The following is an 18311-nucleotide window of genomic DNA, read 5'->3' as shown; positions in this document are numbered from 1 at the left end:
AAAGACATCGACGGAGACAAGTAAACGTCTAACGGATTCCCACAGAAAGGTACGAATTGCTGAGAGCGTACCGCAATCCCGCGTTGAAATTCACTCCCGAGTCGAGCCTTGAACCGATAGAAGGATTCATTCCTTTGTCCGCAGTAGAGGTTTCCGGAAGCCCCCGTTACGGGCATCAAGCTCAGAAGTTACTGCCGTCGACTGAACGACGTTGACGATTCGTATGTATACTTCTGTAATTAGGGTGGTACCACGGCATTCGTCCCTTGCGACGAGTGCCTTTTTGTGTTATTTTCTGCAAAAAAGTCTATGGGCTGACAGAAAAAACAAATTTAAATTCGGGAAGGGTGTACTGTATGTCTACAAATGAAAATTCTTTGGAGCTGCTGCGTGAACAGCTCGATGCTACAAATTTGCAATTGCTGGAGCTGCTGTCCCAACGCGCTGAACTGGCGGGACAACTTGGAAAATTGAAGGAAGCTCAAGGGGTACCTGACTTTGATCCGGTACGTGAGCAACAAATGCTGGACAAGCTGATCGCGGCTAACCGTGGGCCTTTTGACGATGCTACGATTCGCCAGCTGTTCAAAAATATTTTCAAGGCTTCTTTGAACTATCAAAAAGAAGAACACAAAAAACATCTGATCGTCAGCCGCAAAAATCAACCGGATAGCACTGTTATTAAGGTTAAAGATACGCTGGTGGGCGGCAAAGCCTCCATCATGGTCGCAGGTCCCTGCTCGGTAGAAAGCTACCAGCAAACTCGTGAAGTAGGTGCGGCTCTCAAGGAAGCCGGTGTGCCGATTCTTCGTGGTGGCGCGTTCAAACCACGTACGTCTCCGTACGACTTCCAAGGACTGGGCGTGGAAGGACTGCAAATTCTCAAACGTGTAGGCGACGAGTTCGGGCTGGCTACAATCAGTGAAATCGTTGATCCAAGACACTTGGAGGAAGCCATCCAATACATTGACATTATTCAAATTGGTGCGCGCAACATGCACAACTTTGAGTTGCTCAAAGCTGCGGGTGAAACCAGAACTCCGGTTCTGCTCAAGCGCGGACTGGCTGCAACAATGGAAGAATTCCTTCATGCTGCTGAATACATCGTTTCCCGTGGTAACACGCAGGTCATGCTGATTGAACGCGGTATCCGTACGTACGAAAAATGGACGCGTAACACGCTGGATATTTCTGCTGTTCCGATTTTGAAAAAGGAAAGCCATCTGCCTGTATTGGTGGACGTGACTCACTCCACAGGACGTAAGGACATCCTGGCCCCTTGCGCCAAAGCTGCCTTGGCTGCTGGAGCCGACGGTATCATGGTGGAAGTCCATCCGAACCCAGCAGTCGCTTTGTCCGATGCTCAGCAACAGCTGAACATTCCTGAGTTCCACAACTTCCTGTCTGAAGTCAAAGAATCCGGTTTATTCAAAGCGTAAAACTAATTTTATGCCGGGATTCATAAACCGCTTTCATTTTCTCGGATTATGTTGTAGAATCTAAACAGGATTGTGACTGATCATGCAGGCAAAACCTAGATATATGTATGCGCCATTTCTATGGATGCATATATGTATTTAGGTTTTTTTTATATCTTGAATCATGAATAAAAAGGATGCCCGCATGGTTATAATCCTAAAAAACATCATAGGAACGTTCAGAGAGGGGAACAGAAATGAGAGAAAGAAAAGGGTTAAGCATTTTTTTATTAGCCATGGTATGTATTTTGATCATCAGTGGTTGCAGCGGCGGAAAAGCTCCTGCTGTTGCAAAGGATGAAAGCGCTGCTCCAGCAAAAGAACAAGTGGACAATAAAGTAGAAACTAAAGCGACGAAGGCCAGAACGGTTATTACAACCGATGGAGAAGTCGATGATATGAATTCGGTTATTCGCTTCCTCCTCTATTCTAATGAAATGGACTTGTCTGGTATCGTATTGACCAGTTCCGTGTATCATTATGCAGGTGATGAAAAGGCCGGCATCAAGCCATTTAGATGGACTGGAACTCAATGGGTAACGGATATGATCGATGCTTATGGAGAAATTTACCCTAATCTAACTAAACAAGCCGAAGGATATCCAAAGCCTGAATATATTAAAAGCGTTACCAAGATAGGCAATATTTCATACAAAGGTGAGATGGACAAAGAAACAGAAGGATCTAATTTCCTTAAAAATCTCTTCCTGGATGATGACAAAAGAGATTTATATGTACAAACCTGGGGTGGCACAAATACTACAGCCAAAGCTTTAAAATCCATTGAGGACGAATACAAAAATACAGCTCAATGGGCTGATATCCAAAAAAAGGTGAGTGATAAGCTCGTTCTATATATCATTTTGGATCAGGATGACAGCTACAATAAGTACATCGCAAAGAATTGGCCAGACATCAGAATTATCAATGATCAATCTAACTTCTGGCATTTTGCATACGCTTGGAAAATGCACACGGAAGAAGTAAACAGCAAGTTACACGGGGATTGGAACTTCAAGAATATCCAAAATGGTCACGGCAAATTACTCGATATGTACGCTTTGATGGGCGATGGAAAGATGATTCCAGGTGAACTGGCTGAAGAGCAAAGAGGCAGTGAGGCCTATTTAAAGAAAAATCCACAATATGATAAATATGATTTTATCTCTGAAGGAGACTCTCCATCATTCTTCTATCTGATTGATAACGGCTTGCGGAGTATGGAAAACCCAACCTATGGAGGCTGGGGAGGCCGCTTTGGTGTCGTTAACGATAAATTATTTAGAAATACCGTGTTAGATTATGATGTGCATACGAAAAAATTCGAAGCAGAATATTCTCTGATGCGTTGGTTTGATGATATTCAAAATGACTTTGCTGCTCGTGCAGATTGGGCTATTGCATCCGACTACAAAGATGCCAACCATAATCCAACGTTGACCATTAAAGAAGGATTAGACCTAACCGCTAGTCCAGGGGAGAAAATAACCCTGCATGCAGAAGGTTCAGATCCCGACGGTAATCAATTGACCTATAAATGGTGGAGATATTTTGAAGCAGACACGTATGAGGATTCTAAAGTAAAACCAGCACAAGTTAAACCTGAATTGCTGGGGGAAATGCAGCTTGGGCTTCATCGAGAAGTAGCTAAAGGCGAGAAAGTAAACACGATTGACTTGCAAGGCAACGATACAAATACGGTAAGCTTCACAGTGCCTGCAGATGCTAAGTCAGGAAATACGATTCATATCATCGCAGAAGTACAAGACAATGGAAAGCATCAGCTAAAACATTACCAACGTGTGATTGTAACCGTAAAATAATAGAACACAACATCCAATAAAATTAGGCTCATGGAATAACACTCCATGGGCCTTTTTATTTTTTGCACATCGGTCCTCGGACAATCTCTATACACGTTTAATGCTTTTTTCAGTCAAAGGAATATAATATCCTTTGCCATTCGGACCCATAGCGAATTTATTGCGAAGATGGATTAGATTAGGGCCGAATTTCGCCTCCAATTCTTCACGGAACTCATATAGGATTTCCATGATATAAATATCATGAATAATCACTTCTGTAATCGGCATCACCAGACCCGGATGCAACGTCCATGCAGCGCGGCTGTCATCACCAAGTGAAAGTATGCCAGCTACGACCTCCCGGTCGTCTACGCTAAGTACAATCCATCGACCACCAATTTCAGACGTAATCTCCTCACTCATATCATGGCGGTAAACAGTAGCGAAATCAAAATTAAGCTCCCCATACGCTACAATGATCACTTCAATTCCTTGTTGAGCGACTTGCTCTAAGGCATCTCGGAACACCTCGGCATCCTCTTTCCAAATTTCCAATAAAATTCGGTGTTTTGCTCCCTTTACCCCTTCATTTATGCGATTGATAATGGCTTCATACCCCGAAATATTCCAAATATTCTCTCTGTTTTGAAATGATGCTGTGTACTGCTCCAAACTCTCTTGCGCCACATTGAAAATCTGCTCTGCTTTGCGTTTTCTCTGGGCAATCAATTCATGTGGCGGGAGCGGCACATACAGAGGCGTATTTTCTTGACTTACGATAATGTCCCCACGGTTGACCATTCCAGACAAAACCTCGTAAATTTTGGATCTTGGTACCCCGGAATTCAATGAAACGGCGTATCCCGAAAGTGGAGAGCTTTCCAATAAGGTCACATAAGCCTTGGCTTCATATTCACTAAAATTCAAATCCCGTAGAATTTCTAATATATTTGGTTTTGGTTTCATGACGTCTTCTCCTCAATTCGTGTTCATCCTTACTATATCACTTCCCCTTGACAAAAACTGATATACACACTATCTTTTTAGTAACGTTTTTATAGTAGTCACTTTAGTAGCTACTATCATCATTTCACAGGGGATTACCTCAGGGAGGATTTAACTTGAACAAAGTCATAGCTCAACACAGCGAAAGCAGCCGGATTTACTACGGTTCTACGATTCTGGCCCTATTGATCTGGAGTACATCGTTTATTGCCACCAAAGCAGCCTACACGACGTTCCCCCCTCTTACCTTGGGTCTATCCAGATTTATTATAGCTTCCGTTGTGCTAGGTATCGTTTTGCTGATTAAAAAAGAACATATCAAAGTAAAGCCAAAAGATTTGGTTACGATTTCGTTTAGTGGTGTTTTGGGAATCACTCTCTATTTTTCAATGGAGAATATAGGGGTTAGCTTGACTACCGCTTCCAACGCAGCATTAATTGTTGCATCATATCCCGCAATTACATCGCTGCTTGAACTTATTTTGTATAAAGTGAAAATATCCAAATATAAAATTTGCGGCATAGCACTGGCCATGATCGGGATATATTTCTTGACTTCAGTTGGCGAAAGTTCGGGTAGTAAGAATCAACTAATCGGAAATTTAATATTGATTGGAACGGGTTTTGCGTGGGCGTTTTACACTTTCATGACGCGCAAGGTAGTGGACAAATATCCGCCTGTGACGTTATCTTTTTATCAAACTGTTGCAGGGAGTATCTTTTTTATACCGTTGGCTCTATTAGAAAAGGATAGTTGGCAGGCTCCGACATCAGGATCGTTTATGTTATTAGTATATCTGGGCGTATTCTGCTCCGTTATCGCATTTTTGCTTTACAATTACGGATTAATCAAGCTGTCACCGAGCAGTTCCGTTTCTCTGATGAATTTGGTTCCGATATTTGGAGTCTTATTTTCTGTGTTACTTTTGCAAGAAACGATTACATGGCGCCAAATCATTGGTGGTTTGGTCGTCATTATAGGTGTCCTACTGAGTGCTCATCAAACGAACCGTACCTAAAATGATAGATTGCACACTAGTTATAAAAGTTAAGATAAGCATCGTTGTTATAGGTATTAGCGCTACAGTACAAGGGCGAGTGACCTCACCAAAAGTTTCTCGCCCAGTCGGTTGCATTTATGCAGTCGGCTTTTTTTCTTTTATATAAAAAAGGTGGTTATATTGATTGATGAGGTTATCCATAATTACAGACTGTCTGAGTACACTGGCATGATTAAAGCCATGTTTTGCTTGCAAAATATACAGCTTTTGACGAGCTTTCTCAAGCTGTTGACGCAAAATGTCGTCTCTTATCATAATATATCCCTCCTTGTCATATTATCAGTGTAGAGGGTTATGAATAAGTATACTAAAAGTAAAGGTTTGGGATAATTATCTAATAGCACAAAAAAAGACCTGCTCTATGAGCTCTAAGGTTGTCCTCTTAGACAATCCTGTGTGATTCGCTTATCCGGCAGAATGAATATCCTGATCCGTTACGTTCTTCCTGGCTGAAACCGGGAATACGTTTTTCCCCTTCGCCCATAGCAACAACGCTGCAAGCAGCAGTATGCCACCGTTTAACACAAAGATCCAGCGGATTGGCATCCAGCTGCCAAGCATACCGCCAATCAACGGCCCCGCCATTGTCGCTAGTTGAGTGGCTGATTGGCTCAAGCTAAAGGCTCGTCCGCGAAACTCCGGCTTGGTGACCTCCACAGTCATTGCGTTGATAGCCGGCATGACGGACGCATAAAACAATCCATATCCAAACCGAAGTGCACCAAAACCAACAAAGTTGGTTACATAAAACTGTAAGATGTTCCCGATTCCCGAACCGATCAGCCCAATCAGCAGCACGTGTGCAAATCCGGTCCGTCCTCCAATCCGTCCCCATCGGGGAGCCATGAGCACCGCCGCAATACCTACGGCTGAGAATACAATCCCGGAACTTAAAGACGCCCGGCTACGGTCAACTCCCATTTCAAGCACATATACCGTAATTAACGGTTCTAGTATCATGACGGAAAAGGTACTTAATCCCGCCAGAATAAGCAAAAAGCACAAAGGCCGATTAGCAATAGCCTCCTTGATATCATCACGAACATGCGAGCGGGTACTGGTTCCCTTGAAGCTGTCCTCTCTAGCGCCAAAAGTCGCGATTAACGCAGATACCAGCACAAGAGCTGCAGAGAAAAAAAAGGCATTCCGATTGCCATAATAATGGCTCACTACACCGCCAATCAGCGGACCTATAATGCTGCCTGTCGCCCCAGCGGTCGCCATAATACCGAGTGCATAGCCGGTTTTCTCCTCAGGCGAACCCGTTCCGACCAGCGCAATCGCAGCAGGAATAAACCCGGATAAAAGGCCTTGAAACAACCGCACTCCTACGAACACATACGGATCTGTCACAAAAGCACATATCAGGTACAACACCGCCAGGCTAAAGCCTGAACGAATCAGCATCGGCTTACGTCCATACTTATCTGCAAGTGAACCCCAAAATGGGGCAATCAGCGCGCTGGCTAAAAACGTGACTCCAAAGGCAATCCCCGACCACAGTTCCAGATGATCATTTACGCCCATTTCCGTATTCAGAAAAATAGGTAAAAACGGAATAGACACGGAATAGGCCATGCTGCAAAACAATACTCCAATCCACAAAATGACCAGGTTTCGCTTCCAATATAGATGCATGATGCCACACGTCCCTTCTGCTCATTCCATTATTACCCTCTAAATTAGAAAAGTCTACCGCCCCGCTCATCCTTCAATCGTGGAACAACCGTGCAGAAGCTGATATAATCGAATAGAATGGAGATGATGACATGGCTAAGAAGAGAAATTCGTCTTCCCCTGCTCCTGCGGCTCAGAACAAACCTGCTACGTTAAAAGATTTGTTGAGTCAGGATGTGCTGAATAAGCTTAAGGCTCAAGCCAATGAAGCCCAAGCAGAACAGGACAAGCGTAAAGAAGATGAACGGCAGCGTGCCGTCGAAGCAAAAAAAGCTGAACAGAAGAAGCTGGATAACAACTTCGAGCATCTACTGAATAACAGCAATTTGGACTGGCACAAATATAAATAAGCCAAAACCACAACGGTTTTGGCCTATCTTTACGCTTTATGTTATAGCCAGTCACGAATATGTTGTACTGAGTACAGCACCCCTACCCAAACCGGCAGACTGAACGCCATACCCCATATGAGACCTTTCGCCAGCTTTTTGTCTACCTCCATCATGATCCTGCCCCTTTCCTTGGGAATAGCAGCAGTATGGGTCAAGAATACGGCTTTCAAACCCGTATTTCCTTATCCCCAGCAAAAAAGGTATGATAGAAAATGGAAAAGTGTTCTGCGCTGCCCCCAAACTATAATTTAGGATGTTACACCATCCAACCTTTCAGGAGGAATATCAATGAACCGAAAAACGATACGCCCATGGTACACGCTGTGCCTGCTGGCCATCATGCTCGTGCTGGTTGCTGGATGCGGCACAAAAGCGGCCGATGTGGAAGCTGCCAGCCGGACAAGCAATACAACTCCTGCTGCGACTAAAGACAAAAGCAAGGCTGTTTCCCATCCGATTGTCACGATTGTCATGAATGATGGCAAGAAAATTAAGCTTGAGCTGTATCCGGAAGTAGCACCGAACACGGTTAACAATTTCATCTCTTTGGTGCAAAAGGGAGCCTATAACGGTACCATTTTCCACCGTGTTATCCCAGGCTTTATGATTCAGGGTGGTGATCCGCAAGGTAACGGTACAGGTGGCCCCGGCTACAGTATCAAAGGCGAATTCAAGAGCAATGGTGTTAACAATACACTCAAACATACACGTGGCGTATTATCCATGGCCCGCTCAGCGGATCTGGATTCGGCCGGATCGCAATTTTTCATCATGGTTGCCGATGCGGACTACCTCGACGGTCAATATGCCGCTTTCGGTAAAGTAACGTCCGGGTTGGATGTGGTCGATGCTATCGTCAATTCCAAACGGGATAGCAATGACAAACCGATCCAACCGGCTACGATGAAAAAAGTCACTGTGGATACGCTGGGTAAAAAATATCCAGCTCCAGTCAAAGTAAAGTAATATCTGGATGACAACAACGGCCCTGTGCATATGCATGGGGTCTTTGTTTGGCTGCTGCCTCTGTGATGTAGTAAGAGTATATACACAAAAGGAAGCGTTTTCAATCATTATTTTTAAAGCTTTTTTTCCGTTATAAGAGCCGCCAGTGTTCGACAAAAAAGCTACTGTATGAGCAGTAAATTCGTCTAATTGGACTTAGTCTCGACTGAACGAATACCTTCCATCTCTTGAAGCAGTGACAGCAGTTCCTCCACTCCCTCTGACCGAGACAGCTTTAAAAGCATATGAATAACCAACTGCTCACCGTTATTGATGCGCTCGGTGTGAAAGCTGTGAATCGTCAGCTTCTTGTGTTCCAGCAGTTCTTTGATCCGATTCAGTACGCCCGGCTCATTGTCGACCTGAACAACCACTTGTCGCGTAGACGGAGTAGCCATCTGATAAAAACGACTATGAAGCAAGGACTGAGCCGCTAGAATAAACAGCGTTACACCTGCACCAAGCCCATACATCCCTGCGCCTACAGCAATACCAATTCCGGCGGTAGTCCAGATGCCCGCGGCAGTGGTCAGCCCTTTGATTCTATTTTTTTGTGTGAAAATCATCCCTGCGCCGATAAAACCGACTCCACTTATAACCTGTGCTGCTATTCTGGAAGGGTCTAGCGACAGGTTCGACCAGACAGCTTGATCCTGAAAACCATATTTGGATACCACCATCATGAGCGCTGCGCCAATACCGACAATGAAATGCGTACGAATGCCCGCTTCCTTCATCCGACTTTTGCGCTCATAGCCGATTAAGGCACCGCATAGTCCGGCAAACATGACCCGAATCAGGTAATCCCAATCCCACATACTTTTTTCACTCCACTATAATTTATGTTTTGAAAGATGCTGTTCCTCAAAAATATACAATTCGAAAATGCTACGGCAAATGAGTCGTTTATACAGCTGTTAATTTGTTATTACCCAAATTTTAAGGAACCCTCACTTCATCCTCTGGCAGATTGCGATGTACCTTCCTCCCCTTGAGCAACCACAGCTCCGGTGTATCCTGCACACCATCAAGGCGCAAGCTGAACGCCCCCGCTGGTAAATTGCGTATACGCAGCAATAGACGGTTTCCGTCTGCTACGGCATCTTCAAGCTCCAGCAACGTTAGTGAATCGTTCCTTAGGTGGCGGCTCAGGTCGCGTGTTGTACCTGCTCTGTCCTCCCGGCTCCAAATACGCAGCCCATCTACAGACGGTATGGCAATCCGCTTGCTGAAAGAAATAACCACCTCATCTTCGGCTGATCGTTCCGCCCTAAGCGGTTTGGGCGGCTCATCGTACATGTAACCACCCAAATGGTATTCATAGGCGGTCCAGGCGTCGTAGCCGCCCTCGAGGGCGATAGCCCCAAACCGCTGCGTCCACTCGCGGTCCCGAACCATACGCGCGAGGGAGCCAATATCCGCCTGCACCCCGAGGGGCAGGCCCGGATAAGCGGCCCGGATCGACTGCGCGATGCGAGCATAGCCCCGGGTATACTGTGGCGGCAGACGGCGGCGCATCCAGTCCGGCCAATGGGTCTGGAGTACGTGCATATCCGGGGCGACGCGCCCGATCATAGCTACCGCGTCCAGACCCTGCCATTCCCGCAGCTGGCCTGGGACATCGCCGCGTCCGCTCACAGCAAGCGACCATGTCGCCACGCAGATGTCCGGCCGGACATCACGCACACCGCCCGCGCCGTTCACCAGCTCGCTGATCAGGCCATTCACGGCCTCCACACGCAGATCAACCCACTGCGCGTACAGCTTCGGAACCTTCCGGTAATAATTCCGCGCATGCTTGTCGCGGAAATTCGGAATGTCCTCACCGCTACGCTCGCGAAAGGCACGCTGTGCATGTGGCCCAACATCTCCATACACTCCACTGCGCAGCCCATTCCATTCGGGGAAATAAGGCTCCGCCACTTCGAACCCGTCGAACGGAATGTCGGTGACGAGCCGGGCAGCAGCTTTCTTTTTCCATTCCACATACTCTTGGGCAAAATGCGAAAGCCGCTGAAATCCGTCGTTCGGTTCGCGCAGCAGCTCCATGCGCCATCTTTTCCACTCCGGCGGCAGCTGGGACACGCCAAAAGAACCATTGCCTAGCACCATCGCCCACACCGCTATGCCTCTGCGTTGAAAAGCAGCAACAAGCGCTCCATCCACTTCATTTTCACGCACGACAAAATAATGAACGGTCTGGTAACCCGCAAGGGCGATCTCATCTGCTATACTGTCCCGCGAACGGTTGGCGTAATAGGGAAACAACGGATCGATTTGAATACTGGGGCCGCTCATTGCCCACGGTTTCATTTTTCCGGTCAGTGCTATAGCGTTTGTCGATTCGGGTCGGTCATTTGCGTTATAGCTCAATTCGATCCACCTCCGTCACTCGGTCTTCTCCATACTTGTTCCTGCTATATGTTTTTGCTATAAGTTCCTGCTGGTTCGCCTATGTTACCATATTTCGCAAACGGGATGAAATCCAGCTGTGACTGTTTCACCATCAACGTACAGAGGTATGGAATAACGAGTCAGGTTTAGTTTATGAACGGAATGGGAGGAATAGTCAATGGCAGAGCAGAGATTGCAAGGGAAAATAGCAGTGGTCAGTGGTGGAGGTTCAGGGATCGGCAAGGCGACCGCGATCCGTTTTGCAGAACAAGGCGCCAAGGTGGTCATGCTGGATCGGACACCCAAGCATGCAGAGGAGACCAAAGCAATCATTGAGCAGGCTGGCGGCGAGGCACTTGTACTGGAATGTGATATTTCCAAGCCGGACATGATTCAGCAGGGGTTCGCTAAAGTCGTGGAAACGTACGGAAAGCTTGACATCGTATTCGCCAACGCAGGCATTAACGGCACCATGGCCCCTATTGAGACACTGGAACTGGAGGAATGGGACCGCACGATGAACATTAATCTTCGCGGCACCTTTGCTACCGTTAAATATGCCGTCCCTTACCTGAAAGAACGCGGTGGCAGCATTATCATTACCAGCTCCATCAACGGTAATCGAACCTTTTCGGGTATTGGATTCTCAGCCTACGCCTCCACCAAGGCAGCTCAGGTTGCTTTTATGAAAATGGCAGCGCTGGAGCTGGCACGTTACAAAATTCGGGTCAACGCGATATGCCCGGGAGCCATCGACACGGAAATTGACGATAACACATCCCCTTCGGAAGACTTGAAGAAGGTACAAATTCCAGTCGAATTTCCGAAGGGCGGAGAGCATCCGCTAGAGGATGCCCCTGGTGAGCCAGAGCAGGTTGCCAATCTAGTCCTGTTTCTCGCCTCAGACGAGTCATCTCATGTATCGGGTACGGAAATTTATGTAGACGGAGCAGAATCACTACTGCGTTAAGTATTAGAATGGGGAACGTTATACCCATACTACTGTTTAGGCATTCTTAGTAGCCTTATCCCTGGTCATATACTTGTGGAAAAGGCTGCTTTTATATGGCTTTACAACAGCTTTATGTCGACCTGTCAGCACTATGCACAGTTCCTTTACGCGAGCGGACATACAGCCGGCCTCCCGGAAGCACCTCGAACAACAGCATCAGAAGCGAAAAGAACAGCAGTGCAATGACTTCTTCAGCCACAATATACAGAGGATATGGCCCTAAAAAATCTAATATCGACGGTGTTGACGGCTTTCCGGCCAGAAACATGTAGTTAGCTCCGAGAGCATCGTCTACGATCCACACCATCAGCGCCAAGCCATTCAGAAAAAGCATAACTCCCCCCACACTCTTCCATGTCGGTCGGAGTCCTTCTATCCAGGTCATATACAAGGCTGCCAAAATAATAGCACTATGAGCTACGAAAAAATGGATAAAACGATAATGCGGAAATGCATATGCCAAATTAGGCGTAAGTACGGCTTGGAGCGCCCCTCCAATTCCGGCAAAAAGGATGATTGGATATAACCAGCGGCTTCGAAAAATGAGCATCAGGATAGACAGCAGCAGTGTCACACTGCACAGTTCTAATGGCAATGAGGTCTGGACATCCCAAATATGCTGCATCACATACCAAATATTCAGAGTCAGCTCTGACAGAATGAGGACTGTAATTAACAACCAGCGAATTCCCTCGCTTACAGGCTTGTTCGATCGAATCCATCCCCGAGTCAGCCACAGCATCAAAGCGCATACAATGAGTCCCAATATAGCCAACCCATGTGACGGAGTAAACGCCTCGAACCCTTCTGGCGCATTGGCATCAAACCAAGGCCCTGACCACGATCTATCCATAGTTAGCCCCCTTTGATCTCTTTCTCTCTTCGTTGCATTCTATTTTATACCCAATAGCCGATTATGTTCTAGCCGTGTTTCTTGCTTGTTCAATACCTTACCTTTATGATAAAAGATATTATATTCAAAGGAGAACCCTCATGGCCATTAATCGCCGATTAATTACAGATCAGGATTTCAATGAGGCACTGGAACGTCATCTTCGTGTCCGAGTATTTCAGGATGACCAATTGATTGGCTCTGGCGGAATCATAATCCGTTTCGACGATCAAACCATCGTCGTGCAATCCAGTGTCAGTGATCTGGCTTACCACCCCAGAAAACAATGTGAGTTTTTTGAAATTAAAAAATAGCCACTACACACCGGGGAACCATTTTGCTGCGTTTTCCGGTGTATAGCGGCTACATTTTGTTTGTATACATCATGCCTCACATGACGGCTTCTGTTATAGTTGCATTCCACGTGTTTTCATCATGAGTTTATTCGTAAGCACTTTCAAATCCTCGGAAGAAGACGAAATTTCCTGCATAATTGCTGTCTCCTCATGAGCAGCTGTATAAATTTTGTGAGCTCCTTCAGAGAAGGCCCCTGACATTTGCTGAATACGATGGATCTGCTCAAAGGTTTGATCTACCCGGTTCGTCTGCTCCGTCACGGCTTCTTCCATTAAACGGATGCTCTCGACAAATTCACGTACTATAGCGTTCAAACGGTTCAGCGTCTGATCCACAGAGCTTGTCCGTTCCGCCTCAGCACTGACCAATGACGTTTGCTGATGCATCAACTGCACTGTCTCTACGATTTGTGACTGGACACGGCTAACGATGGCATTTATTTGCTGCACAGACTCCGTACTTTGGGCAGCAAGTGCGCGAATTTGGTGAGCCACTACAGCAAACCCGTTCCCTTCTTCTCCCGCACGCGCCGCTTCTATGGAAGCATTTAATGCTAGCAAATGGGTCTGTTCCGCAATATCCTTCACGGTGCTTGTAATCGCTTCAATTTGGGAAGCTTCTTTTTCCAGTCGGGCAATTACCTGCTGCGAACGACCATGTGATGCTGTCAGCTCTCCCATTCCATCCATCAGGGATGAAAATACGGTCTGCGTCGAATCTACTGAATGCTCCATATGGCCTGACAGTTCCAGCATATGCCCCGATTTGCTACGCATCATTTTAAAATCGCCCAGCATTCGGTCTGCTGTTTTAATAGATTGGGCAGATGCTTGCTTTTGCTGCTCAACGCCATTCAAAATATCTTCTACCACCGAAGACATGGACTCAATTTGTGTGGTAGCCTGCACAATAGCCAAGCTCAGATTTTCCGCACTCTGCGAAGTTGTTCTGGTGCTGTACGAGATCTCATTGAACATATCTTTAATGTTCAGCATCATATGCCGAAATGCATCATACAGAACTTTGATTTCGTCCTCCGAACGACGTTCAGGAATCACAACAGACAGGTTCCCCGCCGAAGCTTCCTCTGCCGCCTTTGCCAACCTAACAATTGGCCGTGTGAGTAATTTTGAGATCAACCAGCCCAAAATGCCACTCCACAGGACACCCAATAACAGAATGATCGAAGTGTACACCCATTCTTGTGTACCTTGAGCAAGCCAGTCCTTGAGTACAAAAATAAAAAAAGCGCTTGTTCCATAGGTTATTGCAGAAATTGAGACAAATGCAGTAACCATTTTCGTACCTAGTGACATCTTCATGTACTGTAGCCCACCCCAAAAAACTCAAATTTGATTCCATTTTACCATAAAATTGCTACATTTCTAGTAGAATTTTTCATAGACAGATATATTCATGAGTACAAAGATACAGAGTCTTAAGTCCCCTACGCTAATTACCAAAAATAATATGTTACCAGGTAGCAGCTTGCATCTTAAAACGGACGAATCGCGCTGCTACAAGCTTTACAGGCCATTCGTCACATTTTAAGCGAGCTGTTACTCGACAAAGTCATTTTCCATTATTAAAAATCATTGTCATTTTTCTGTTCAACGACTGCTTTCTTAATCGCTTCAATTGTGTCTATTTGGTGACTGTTTTTTTCCAGTACGGTAAACTCCCATAAACCGATGGTCAGCTTCTCTCCTTGCTGGATATCAAAGCGCTCTGAAAGCATCCATCCCCCAATTGTATATACGTCCCCGGCCTCAATATCCGTCTCCAAGCGTCGATTGACCTCATGAATGAGCGCCTGTGATTTGAGTATGTAACGATGATCATCTGTTTTTGTAATGAGTGGAGTTAACGCTGCGGGGGTTTCGGTGTCGGTATAGGAAGGAATGTCTCCAACAATCTCCTCCATAATGTCCTCCAGTGTGACAAGTCCAGATGTTCCACCATATTCGTCCACCAGCACCGCTACTGGAATGCGTCGTTTTTGCATCTGAATCAGCAGATCCCGAGCCTGAACCGTCTCGATAACCTGAAGCACCGGGTGAATATAAGAAGCCATCGTCGTATTCCCTGTGCTGTGCCCACGTGCCAAATCATGCAGGGCTTCCTTGACGCGAATCATCCCGATAATACGATCCCGGTCGCCATGTTCAGCTACAGGTAGAAAATTATAAACTTTGTCCTCGATCAGCTCCATAAACTCGGCCACTGTTGCCTGGTGGGAGATGGAACGGATGTGGATGCGCGGTACCATAATTTCCTGCGCCGCACGGTCGTCAAAATCAAATACATTGTTTAGATATCGATATTCTGTCGGTGTAATTTCACCACTACGAAAGCCTTCAGATAATGCCAAACGAAGCTCGGCTTCACTGAGTGCTGCATCTTCTTCAGATACCTTTTTGAGCCCGAAGAGACCCGTAATGACACGCGATGAACGACTGAGCACCCAATTCAGGGGATAGGTCATTTTATAAAATATCGTGATCGGACGGGCAAAAAACAATGCCATTGGTTCCGCAATCTGTATGGCGAATGTTTTGGGTACCAACTCCCCAATGACCACCTCGAAATAGGTCAAGATTAGAAAAGCCAGCAAAAAGGAGAGCACTCCCGTCAGGCCTGCTGGAATATGAGCCAACACAAACAGGGGATGTAGCAGATGTTCAACAGTTGATTCCCCTAGCCAGCCTAGCGCCATTGAGGTTAATGTGGTTCCGAGCTGACAAGCAGATAAATACTCGTCCAGCCGAGACAGAATGTTTTTAACGGCTTTCGCATTTTTGTTGCCTTCAGAGGCCAATTGATTGATGCGAGATACCCGCACACGAATAATGGAATACTCCGAGGCCACAAAAAAAGCAGTTAATGCGATAAGTAATATAACCAGAATGATATTTATCGTTTCCATAGCCCTCTCTTGCTCCGTTCATGACGAAGCAAGAAGCACCCCCTTTGACATTCATTTTTGGATGGAACCATAACATAAGTAATGATGTCCATAATCGTGTATTACCCAAAAATGACAAGGAGTAGACTATGTATGACCCTGTTAGCGAATCGCCAGCGGACTCTTTTGCACGATATCTATCCATTGATCAGCTATCAACTGGTGCCCAACCGCTGTCGGATGAACACCGTCATGCAGCCAATAGGAGGCGTCCGCCTTGGTAGCGGCTTCGTTCAACATACTCTGGAGCGGCACAAATACGGCCCCAAATTCGTCCGCAAGCTGACGTACAATACGCTGGTATCCCGTTATTTTTTCTTGCCAAATGTCCCATCGCGCCTCGGTAGCTCCCGTTTTCAAAATAAACGGTTCACACAACACGAGTCCCAGATCAGGCATCACTTCACGCGTTTCTTCCAGAAGGTGGCGATAGGCTCGTTCAAATCGGTCCGTCACCCCGGACGGCTCCTGCTCCACGATCCGCCAGGCGTCATTCACTCCGATTAGAATACTGAGTAGGTTCGGCTTCAGGCTAAACGTGTCCTCATTCCAGCGTGCATACAAATCCGAAACTCGATCCCCCGAAATTCCCCGGTTCACAAATTCTGGCTGTGTGGTAGTCAAACGGCTCCCCAATGCACCTGCAATCAGATACACATAGCTCTGACCCAGCCAATGGTTCGCGTCCTCATTTCGTCCCCTTCCTCCGTCTGTTATAGAATCTCCCTGAAAAAGAATACGTGCATGTTCTGTACTCGTCATCTTCCTAACTTCCTCCTTCGCATTTTCCAATAATACCCTTATCATACCTCGTATCTTCTAAATTAGAAAGCGGTTTCAAAATATAGAAGAATTACAGATTTGCATTATGATATACATTTCTGTTCACCTTGCTATCTGTAGCCGCAAGTAAAAAGCCCGTCGTCACACGGGCTATCACTAATGCTCCTTCCTCGGCTCCTAGGTTGAGTTCTTCCCAAGACCCCTTTCCAATTCAAGGATTTACTCCTACTGCGAATGGACGAGCTCCCACCGGAATGGTAGTAATCGTAGTTTGGGTGACTCCATCAATTACGGAAACGTTGTTATCATCCTGATTTGTTACATAGATACGATTAGTTATTGGATTGACACCTACTCCATTCGGATTATTCCCGACCGGGATCGTAGCAATCACTGTATTCGTCAACCCACTAATTATGGAAACATTATCCGTATCGCGATTTGCTACATATATAGCATTTGTAGAAAGATTAATCCCCACTTCACCTGGAGTCGTCCCAACTGGTACGGTAGCAATCACCGTATTCGTTGCTCCATCAATTACAGAAACGCTGTTACCCGTGAAATTTGACACATAAATACGATTAGTTTGTGAATTGACACCTATTCTAAATGGATTCACCCCAACTGGAATCTGGGTAATCACGGTATTGGTTTCTCCATCAATGACCGTAACGACATCAAAATTAAAATTTGCTACATAAATGCGATTGGTTAATGAATTGACACCTATCCCCGTTGGAAGAGACAGACCTCCGACAGGAATAATGGTAGCAATCACTGTATTGGTCAAACCGTTAATTACGGAAACTGTGCTATCATTAAAATTTGCTACATATATAGCATTGGTTGCAGTATTGACCCCAATTGAGCTTGCTCCATCTCCAGTAGGAACGGTAGCAATCACCGTATCGGTTAATCCATCAATTACGGAAACGTCATCACTGTTCAAATTTCCTACATAGATTCGGTTGGTTAATGGATTAACTCCTACTCCCGCGGGATTAATGCCAACAGGAATGGACACGATCACCTCATTGGTCGATCCATCAATCACAGAAACATCATTACTATCAAAATTGGCTACAAAAATGCGATTGATTGATAGGGGGCCGGACTCTGCCCCAGCCCCTAACAGCTCAGATGATACAAGCCGATGAGCCGTAACCAACTCTCCAGCTGCATTTTTTCCCCAAACGGAAATTTCAGTCTGACTTGCGGCAACACCTCCCGTTGTAAAAACGAATGAATATGCATCAAAATTTGCAGAATAATTTTTAGTAATGACTTGATTCGGAGCAACTGAGAAAGACTCAAGTACATATGACGTTCTCGATCCGTTTAATATATAGCCTTCTATCATTAGAGTCGAAAAATTGACAGAATCCTGGTTTTCGATTTTGATCGTCACCTCTTGAGTGGGTCTTATACCACTGACAGCACTATTATTAATAGGTCCAGTTGACAGAATGGCCATTTAAATGA

17 protein-coding genes and 1 other annotated feature (1 of these 18 only partly in view) are annotated in these 18311 nt (G+C 45.8%); of the genes, 7 read left to right on the top strand and 10 right to left on the bottom strand.

The genetic code is table 11. From position 1 onward, the window contains the following. Positions 1-270 (top strand) — a binding site (T-box leader) (it extends 2 nt beyond the left edge of the window). 86 nt (positions 271-356) lie between these two features. Both KAI36_RS05440 and KAI36_RS05435 read left to right on the top strand, forming a co-directional pair. Then, positions 357-1439, top strand: coding sequence for a bifunctional 3-deoxy-7-phosphoheptulonate synthase/chorismate mutase (locus KAI36_RS05440; RefSeq protein ID WP_013309063.1), 1083 nt, complete (start codon positions 357-359; stop codon positions 1437-1439). 236 nt (positions 1440-1675) lie between these two features. Then, entirely contained in the window at positions 1676-3301 is a 1626-nt protein-coding gene (locus tag KAI36_RS05435; RefSeq protein ID WP_220027177.1) for a DUF1593 domain-containing protein, read from the top strand. An 87-nt stretch (positions 3302-3388) separates the two neighbouring features. On the opposite strand, the gene KAI36_RS05430 is transcribed toward KAI36_RS05435, so the two are convergent. Continuing rightward, on the bottom strand, positions 3389-4249 hold the full coding sequence (locus KAI36_RS05430) for a TrmB family transcriptional regulator (RefSeq protein ID WP_220027176.1): 861 nt from the start codon (positions 4247-4249) through the stop codon (positions 3389-3391). Between the two features lie 155 nt (positions 4250-4404). On the opposite strand from KAI36_RS05430, the gene KAI36_RS05425 reads away from it, so the two are divergent. Then, positions 4405-5307, top strand: coding sequence for a DMT family transporter (locus KAI36_RS05425; protein WP_220027175.1), 903 nt, complete (start codon positions 4405-4407; stop codon positions 5305-5307). 117 nt (positions 5308-5424) lie between these two features. Here KAI36_RS05425 and KAI36_RS05420 read toward each other — a convergent pair whose 3' ends face one another. Both KAI36_RS05420 and KAI36_RS05415 read right to left on the bottom strand, forming a co-directional pair. Beyond that, positions 5425-5604: an aspartyl-phosphate phosphatase Spo0E family protein gene (locus KAI36_RS05420; RefSeq protein ID WP_025723205.1), complete on the bottom strand. Its 180-nt coding sequence runs from the start codon at positions 5602-5604 to the stop codon at positions 5425-5427. Between the two features lie 150 nt (positions 5605-5754). Next, the gene (locus KAI36_RS05415; RefSeq protein ID WP_220027174.1) at positions 5755-6987 is read right to left on the bottom strand and encodes an MFS transporter; all 1233 of its coding nucleotides are present in this window, start codon (positions 6985-6987) and stop codon (positions 5755-5757) included. Between the two features lie 131 nt (positions 6988-7118). Between KAI36_RS05415 and KAI36_RS05410 the strand changes: the two genes are divergently transcribed. Both KAI36_RS05410 and KAI36_RS05405 read left to right on the top strand, forming a co-directional pair. Beyond that, complete coding sequence (locus tag KAI36_RS05410; RefSeq protein ID WP_220027173.1) at positions 7119-7376, top strand: YqkE family protein; 258 nt, start codon at positions 7119-7121, stop codon at positions 7374-7376. 330 nt (positions 7377-7706) lie between these two features. Beyond that, positions 7707-8384 carry a peptidylprolyl isomerase gene (locus KAI36_RS05405; protein WP_220027172.1) on the top strand — a complete coding sequence of 226 codons (678 nt, stop codon included), beginning with the start codon at positions 7707-7709 and terminating at the stop codon, positions 8382-8384. Positions 8385-8569: 185 nt separating this feature from the next. On the opposite strand, the gene KAI36_RS05400 is transcribed toward KAI36_RS05405, so the two are convergent. Both KAI36_RS05400 and KAI36_RS27550 read right to left on the bottom strand, forming a co-directional pair. Next, positions 8570-9241, bottom strand: coding sequence for an MgtC/SapB family protein (locus KAI36_RS05400; RefSeq protein ID WP_220027171.1), 672 nt, complete (start codon positions 9239-9241; stop codon positions 8570-8572). 121 nt (positions 9242-9362) lie between these two features. Further along, positions 9363-10736: an N-acyl-D-glucosamine 2-epimerase gene (locus KAI36_RS27550; RefSeq protein WP_220028059.1), complete on the bottom strand. Its 1374-nt coding sequence runs from the start codon at positions 10734-10736 to the stop codon at positions 9363-9365. 259 nt (positions 10737-10995) lie between these two features. Between KAI36_RS27550 and KAI36_RS05390 the strand changes: the two genes are divergently transcribed. Continuing rightward, positions 10996-11787, top strand: a complete 792-nt coding sequence (locus tag KAI36_RS05390) for an SDR family oxidoreductase (protein ID WP_220027170.1) — start codon at positions 10996-10998, stop codon at positions 11785-11787. Between the two features lie 112 nt (positions 11788-11899). Here the strand turns inward: KAI36_RS05390 and KAI36_RS05385 are convergent, their stop codons facing one another. Continuing rightward, on the bottom strand, positions 11900-12682 hold the full coding sequence (locus tag KAI36_RS05385) for a YwaF family protein (RefSeq protein ID WP_220027169.1): 783 nt from the start codon (positions 12680-12682) through the stop codon (positions 11900-11902). A 140-nt stretch (positions 12683-12822) separates the two neighbouring features. On the opposite strand from KAI36_RS05385, the gene KAI36_RS05380 reads away from it, so the two are divergent. Beyond that, the gene (locus KAI36_RS05380) at positions 12823-13035 is read left to right on the top strand and encodes a hypothetical protein (RefSeq protein WP_013309048.1); all 213 of its coding nucleotides are present in this window, start codon (positions 12823-12825) and stop codon (positions 13033-13035) included. Positions 13036-13128: 93 nt separating this feature from the next. On the opposite strand, the gene KAI36_RS05375 is transcribed toward KAI36_RS05380, so the two are convergent. The 4 genes from KAI36_RS05375 to KAI36_RS05360 form a co-directional block, all read right to left on the bottom strand. After that, positions 13129-14400 carry a methyl-accepting chemotaxis protein gene (locus KAI36_RS05375; protein WP_023987309.1) on the bottom strand — a complete coding sequence of 424 codons (1272 nt, stop codon included), beginning with the start codon at positions 14398-14400 and terminating at the stop codon, positions 13129-13131. Between the two features lie 263 nt (positions 14401-14663). After that, positions 14664-16004 carry a hemolysin family protein gene (locus KAI36_RS05370; RefSeq protein ID WP_220027168.1) on the bottom strand — a complete coding sequence of 447 codons (1341 nt, stop codon included), beginning with the start codon at positions 16002-16004 and terminating at the stop codon, positions 14664-14666. 141 nt (positions 16005-16145) lie between these two features. Continuing rightward, positions 16146-16805: an SGNH/GDSL hydrolase family protein gene (locus KAI36_RS05365; RefSeq protein ID WP_220027167.1), complete on the bottom strand. Its 660-nt coding sequence runs from the start codon at positions 16803-16805 to the stop codon at positions 16146-16148. 232 nt (positions 16806-17037) lie between these two features. Continuing rightward, the gene (locus KAI36_RS05360) at positions 17038-18303 is read right to left on the bottom strand and encodes a beta-propeller fold lactonase family protein (protein WP_220027166.1); all 1266 of its coding nucleotides are present in this window, start codon (positions 18301-18303) and stop codon (positions 17038-17040) included. Positions 18304-18311 lie beyond the last annotated feature (8 nt).

It is taken from the genome of Paenibacillus sp. S02, from assembly GCF_019454065.1.
In the GTDB taxonomy this organism is placed as follows: domain Bacteria; phylum Bacillota; class Bacilli; order Paenibacillales; family Paenibacillaceae; genus Paenibacillus; species Paenibacillus polymyxa_B.
Note: the sequence above shows the minus strand (reverse complement) of the source record. Positions and strands in the feature narration are given on the sequence as shown.

What these genes read in the sequence shown, in the direction of transcription:
- KAI36_RS05430 (WP_220027176.1), bottom strand. Translation starts at nt 4,249, where the DNA reads ATGAAACCAAAACCAAATATATTAGAAATTCTACGGGATTTGAATTTT.
- KAI36_RS05435 (WP_220027177.1), top strand. Translation starts at nt 1,676, where the DNA reads ATGAGAGAAAGAAAAGGGTTAAGCATTTTTTTATTAGCCATGGTATGT.
- KAI36_RS05400 (WP_220027171.1), bottom strand. Translation starts at nt 9,241, where the DNA reads ATGTGGGATTGGGATTACCTGATTCGGGTCATGTTTGCCGGACTATGC.
- KAI36_RS05410 (WP_220027173.1), top strand. Translation starts at nt 7,119, where the DNA reads ATGGCTAAGAAGAGAAATTCGTCTTCCCCTGCTCCTGCGGCTCAGAAC.
- KAI36_RS05415 (WP_220027174.1), bottom strand. Translation starts at nt 6,987, where the DNA reads ATGCATCTATATTGGAAGCGAAACCTGGTCATTTTGTGGATTGGAGTA.
- KAI36_RS27550 (WP_220028059.1), bottom strand. Translation starts at nt 10,736, where the DNA reads ATGAAACCGTGGGCAATGAGCGGCCCCAGTATTCAAATCGATCCGTTG.
- KAI36_RS05440 (WP_013309063.1), top strand. Translation starts at nt 357, where the DNA reads ATGTCTACAAATGAAAATTCTTTGGAGCTGCTGCGTGAACAGCTCGAT.
- KAI36_RS05420 (WP_025723205.1), bottom strand. Translation starts at nt 5,604, where the DNA reads ATGATAAGAGACGACATTTTGCGTCAACAGCTTGAGAAAGCTCGTCAA.
- KAI36_RS05365 (WP_220027167.1), bottom strand. Translation starts at nt 16,805, where the DNA reads ATGACGAGTACAGAACATGCACGTATTCTTTTTCAGGGAGATTCTATA.
- KAI36_RS05390 (WP_220027170.1), top strand. Translation starts at nt 10,996, where the DNA reads ATGGCAGAGCAGAGATTGCAAGGGAAAATAGCAGTGGTCAGTGGTGGA.
- KAI36_RS05405 (WP_220027172.1), top strand. Translation starts at nt 7,707, where the DNA reads ATGAACCGAAAAACGATACGCCCATGGTACACGCTGTGCCTGCTGGCC.
- KAI36_RS05385 (WP_220027169.1), bottom strand. Translation starts at nt 12,682, where the DNA reads ATGGATAGATCGTGGTCAGGGCCTTGGTTTGATGCCAATGCGCCAGAA.
- KAI36_RS05370 (WP_220027168.1), bottom strand. Translation starts at nt 16,004, where the DNA reads ATGGAAACGATAAATATCATTCTGGTTATATTACTTATCGCATTAACT.
- KAI36_RS05380 (WP_013309048.1), top strand. Translation starts at nt 12,823, where the DNA reads ATGGCCATTAATCGCCGATTAATTACAGATCAGGATTTCAATGAGGCA.
- KAI36_RS05360 (WP_220027166.1), bottom strand. Translation starts at nt 18,303, where the DNA reads ATGGCCATTCTGTCAACTGGACCTATTAATAATAGTGCTGTCAGTGGT.
- KAI36_RS05375 (WP_023987309.1), bottom strand. Translation starts at nt 14,400, where the DNA reads ATGAAGATGTCACTAGGTACGAAAATGGTTACTGCATTTGTCTCAATT.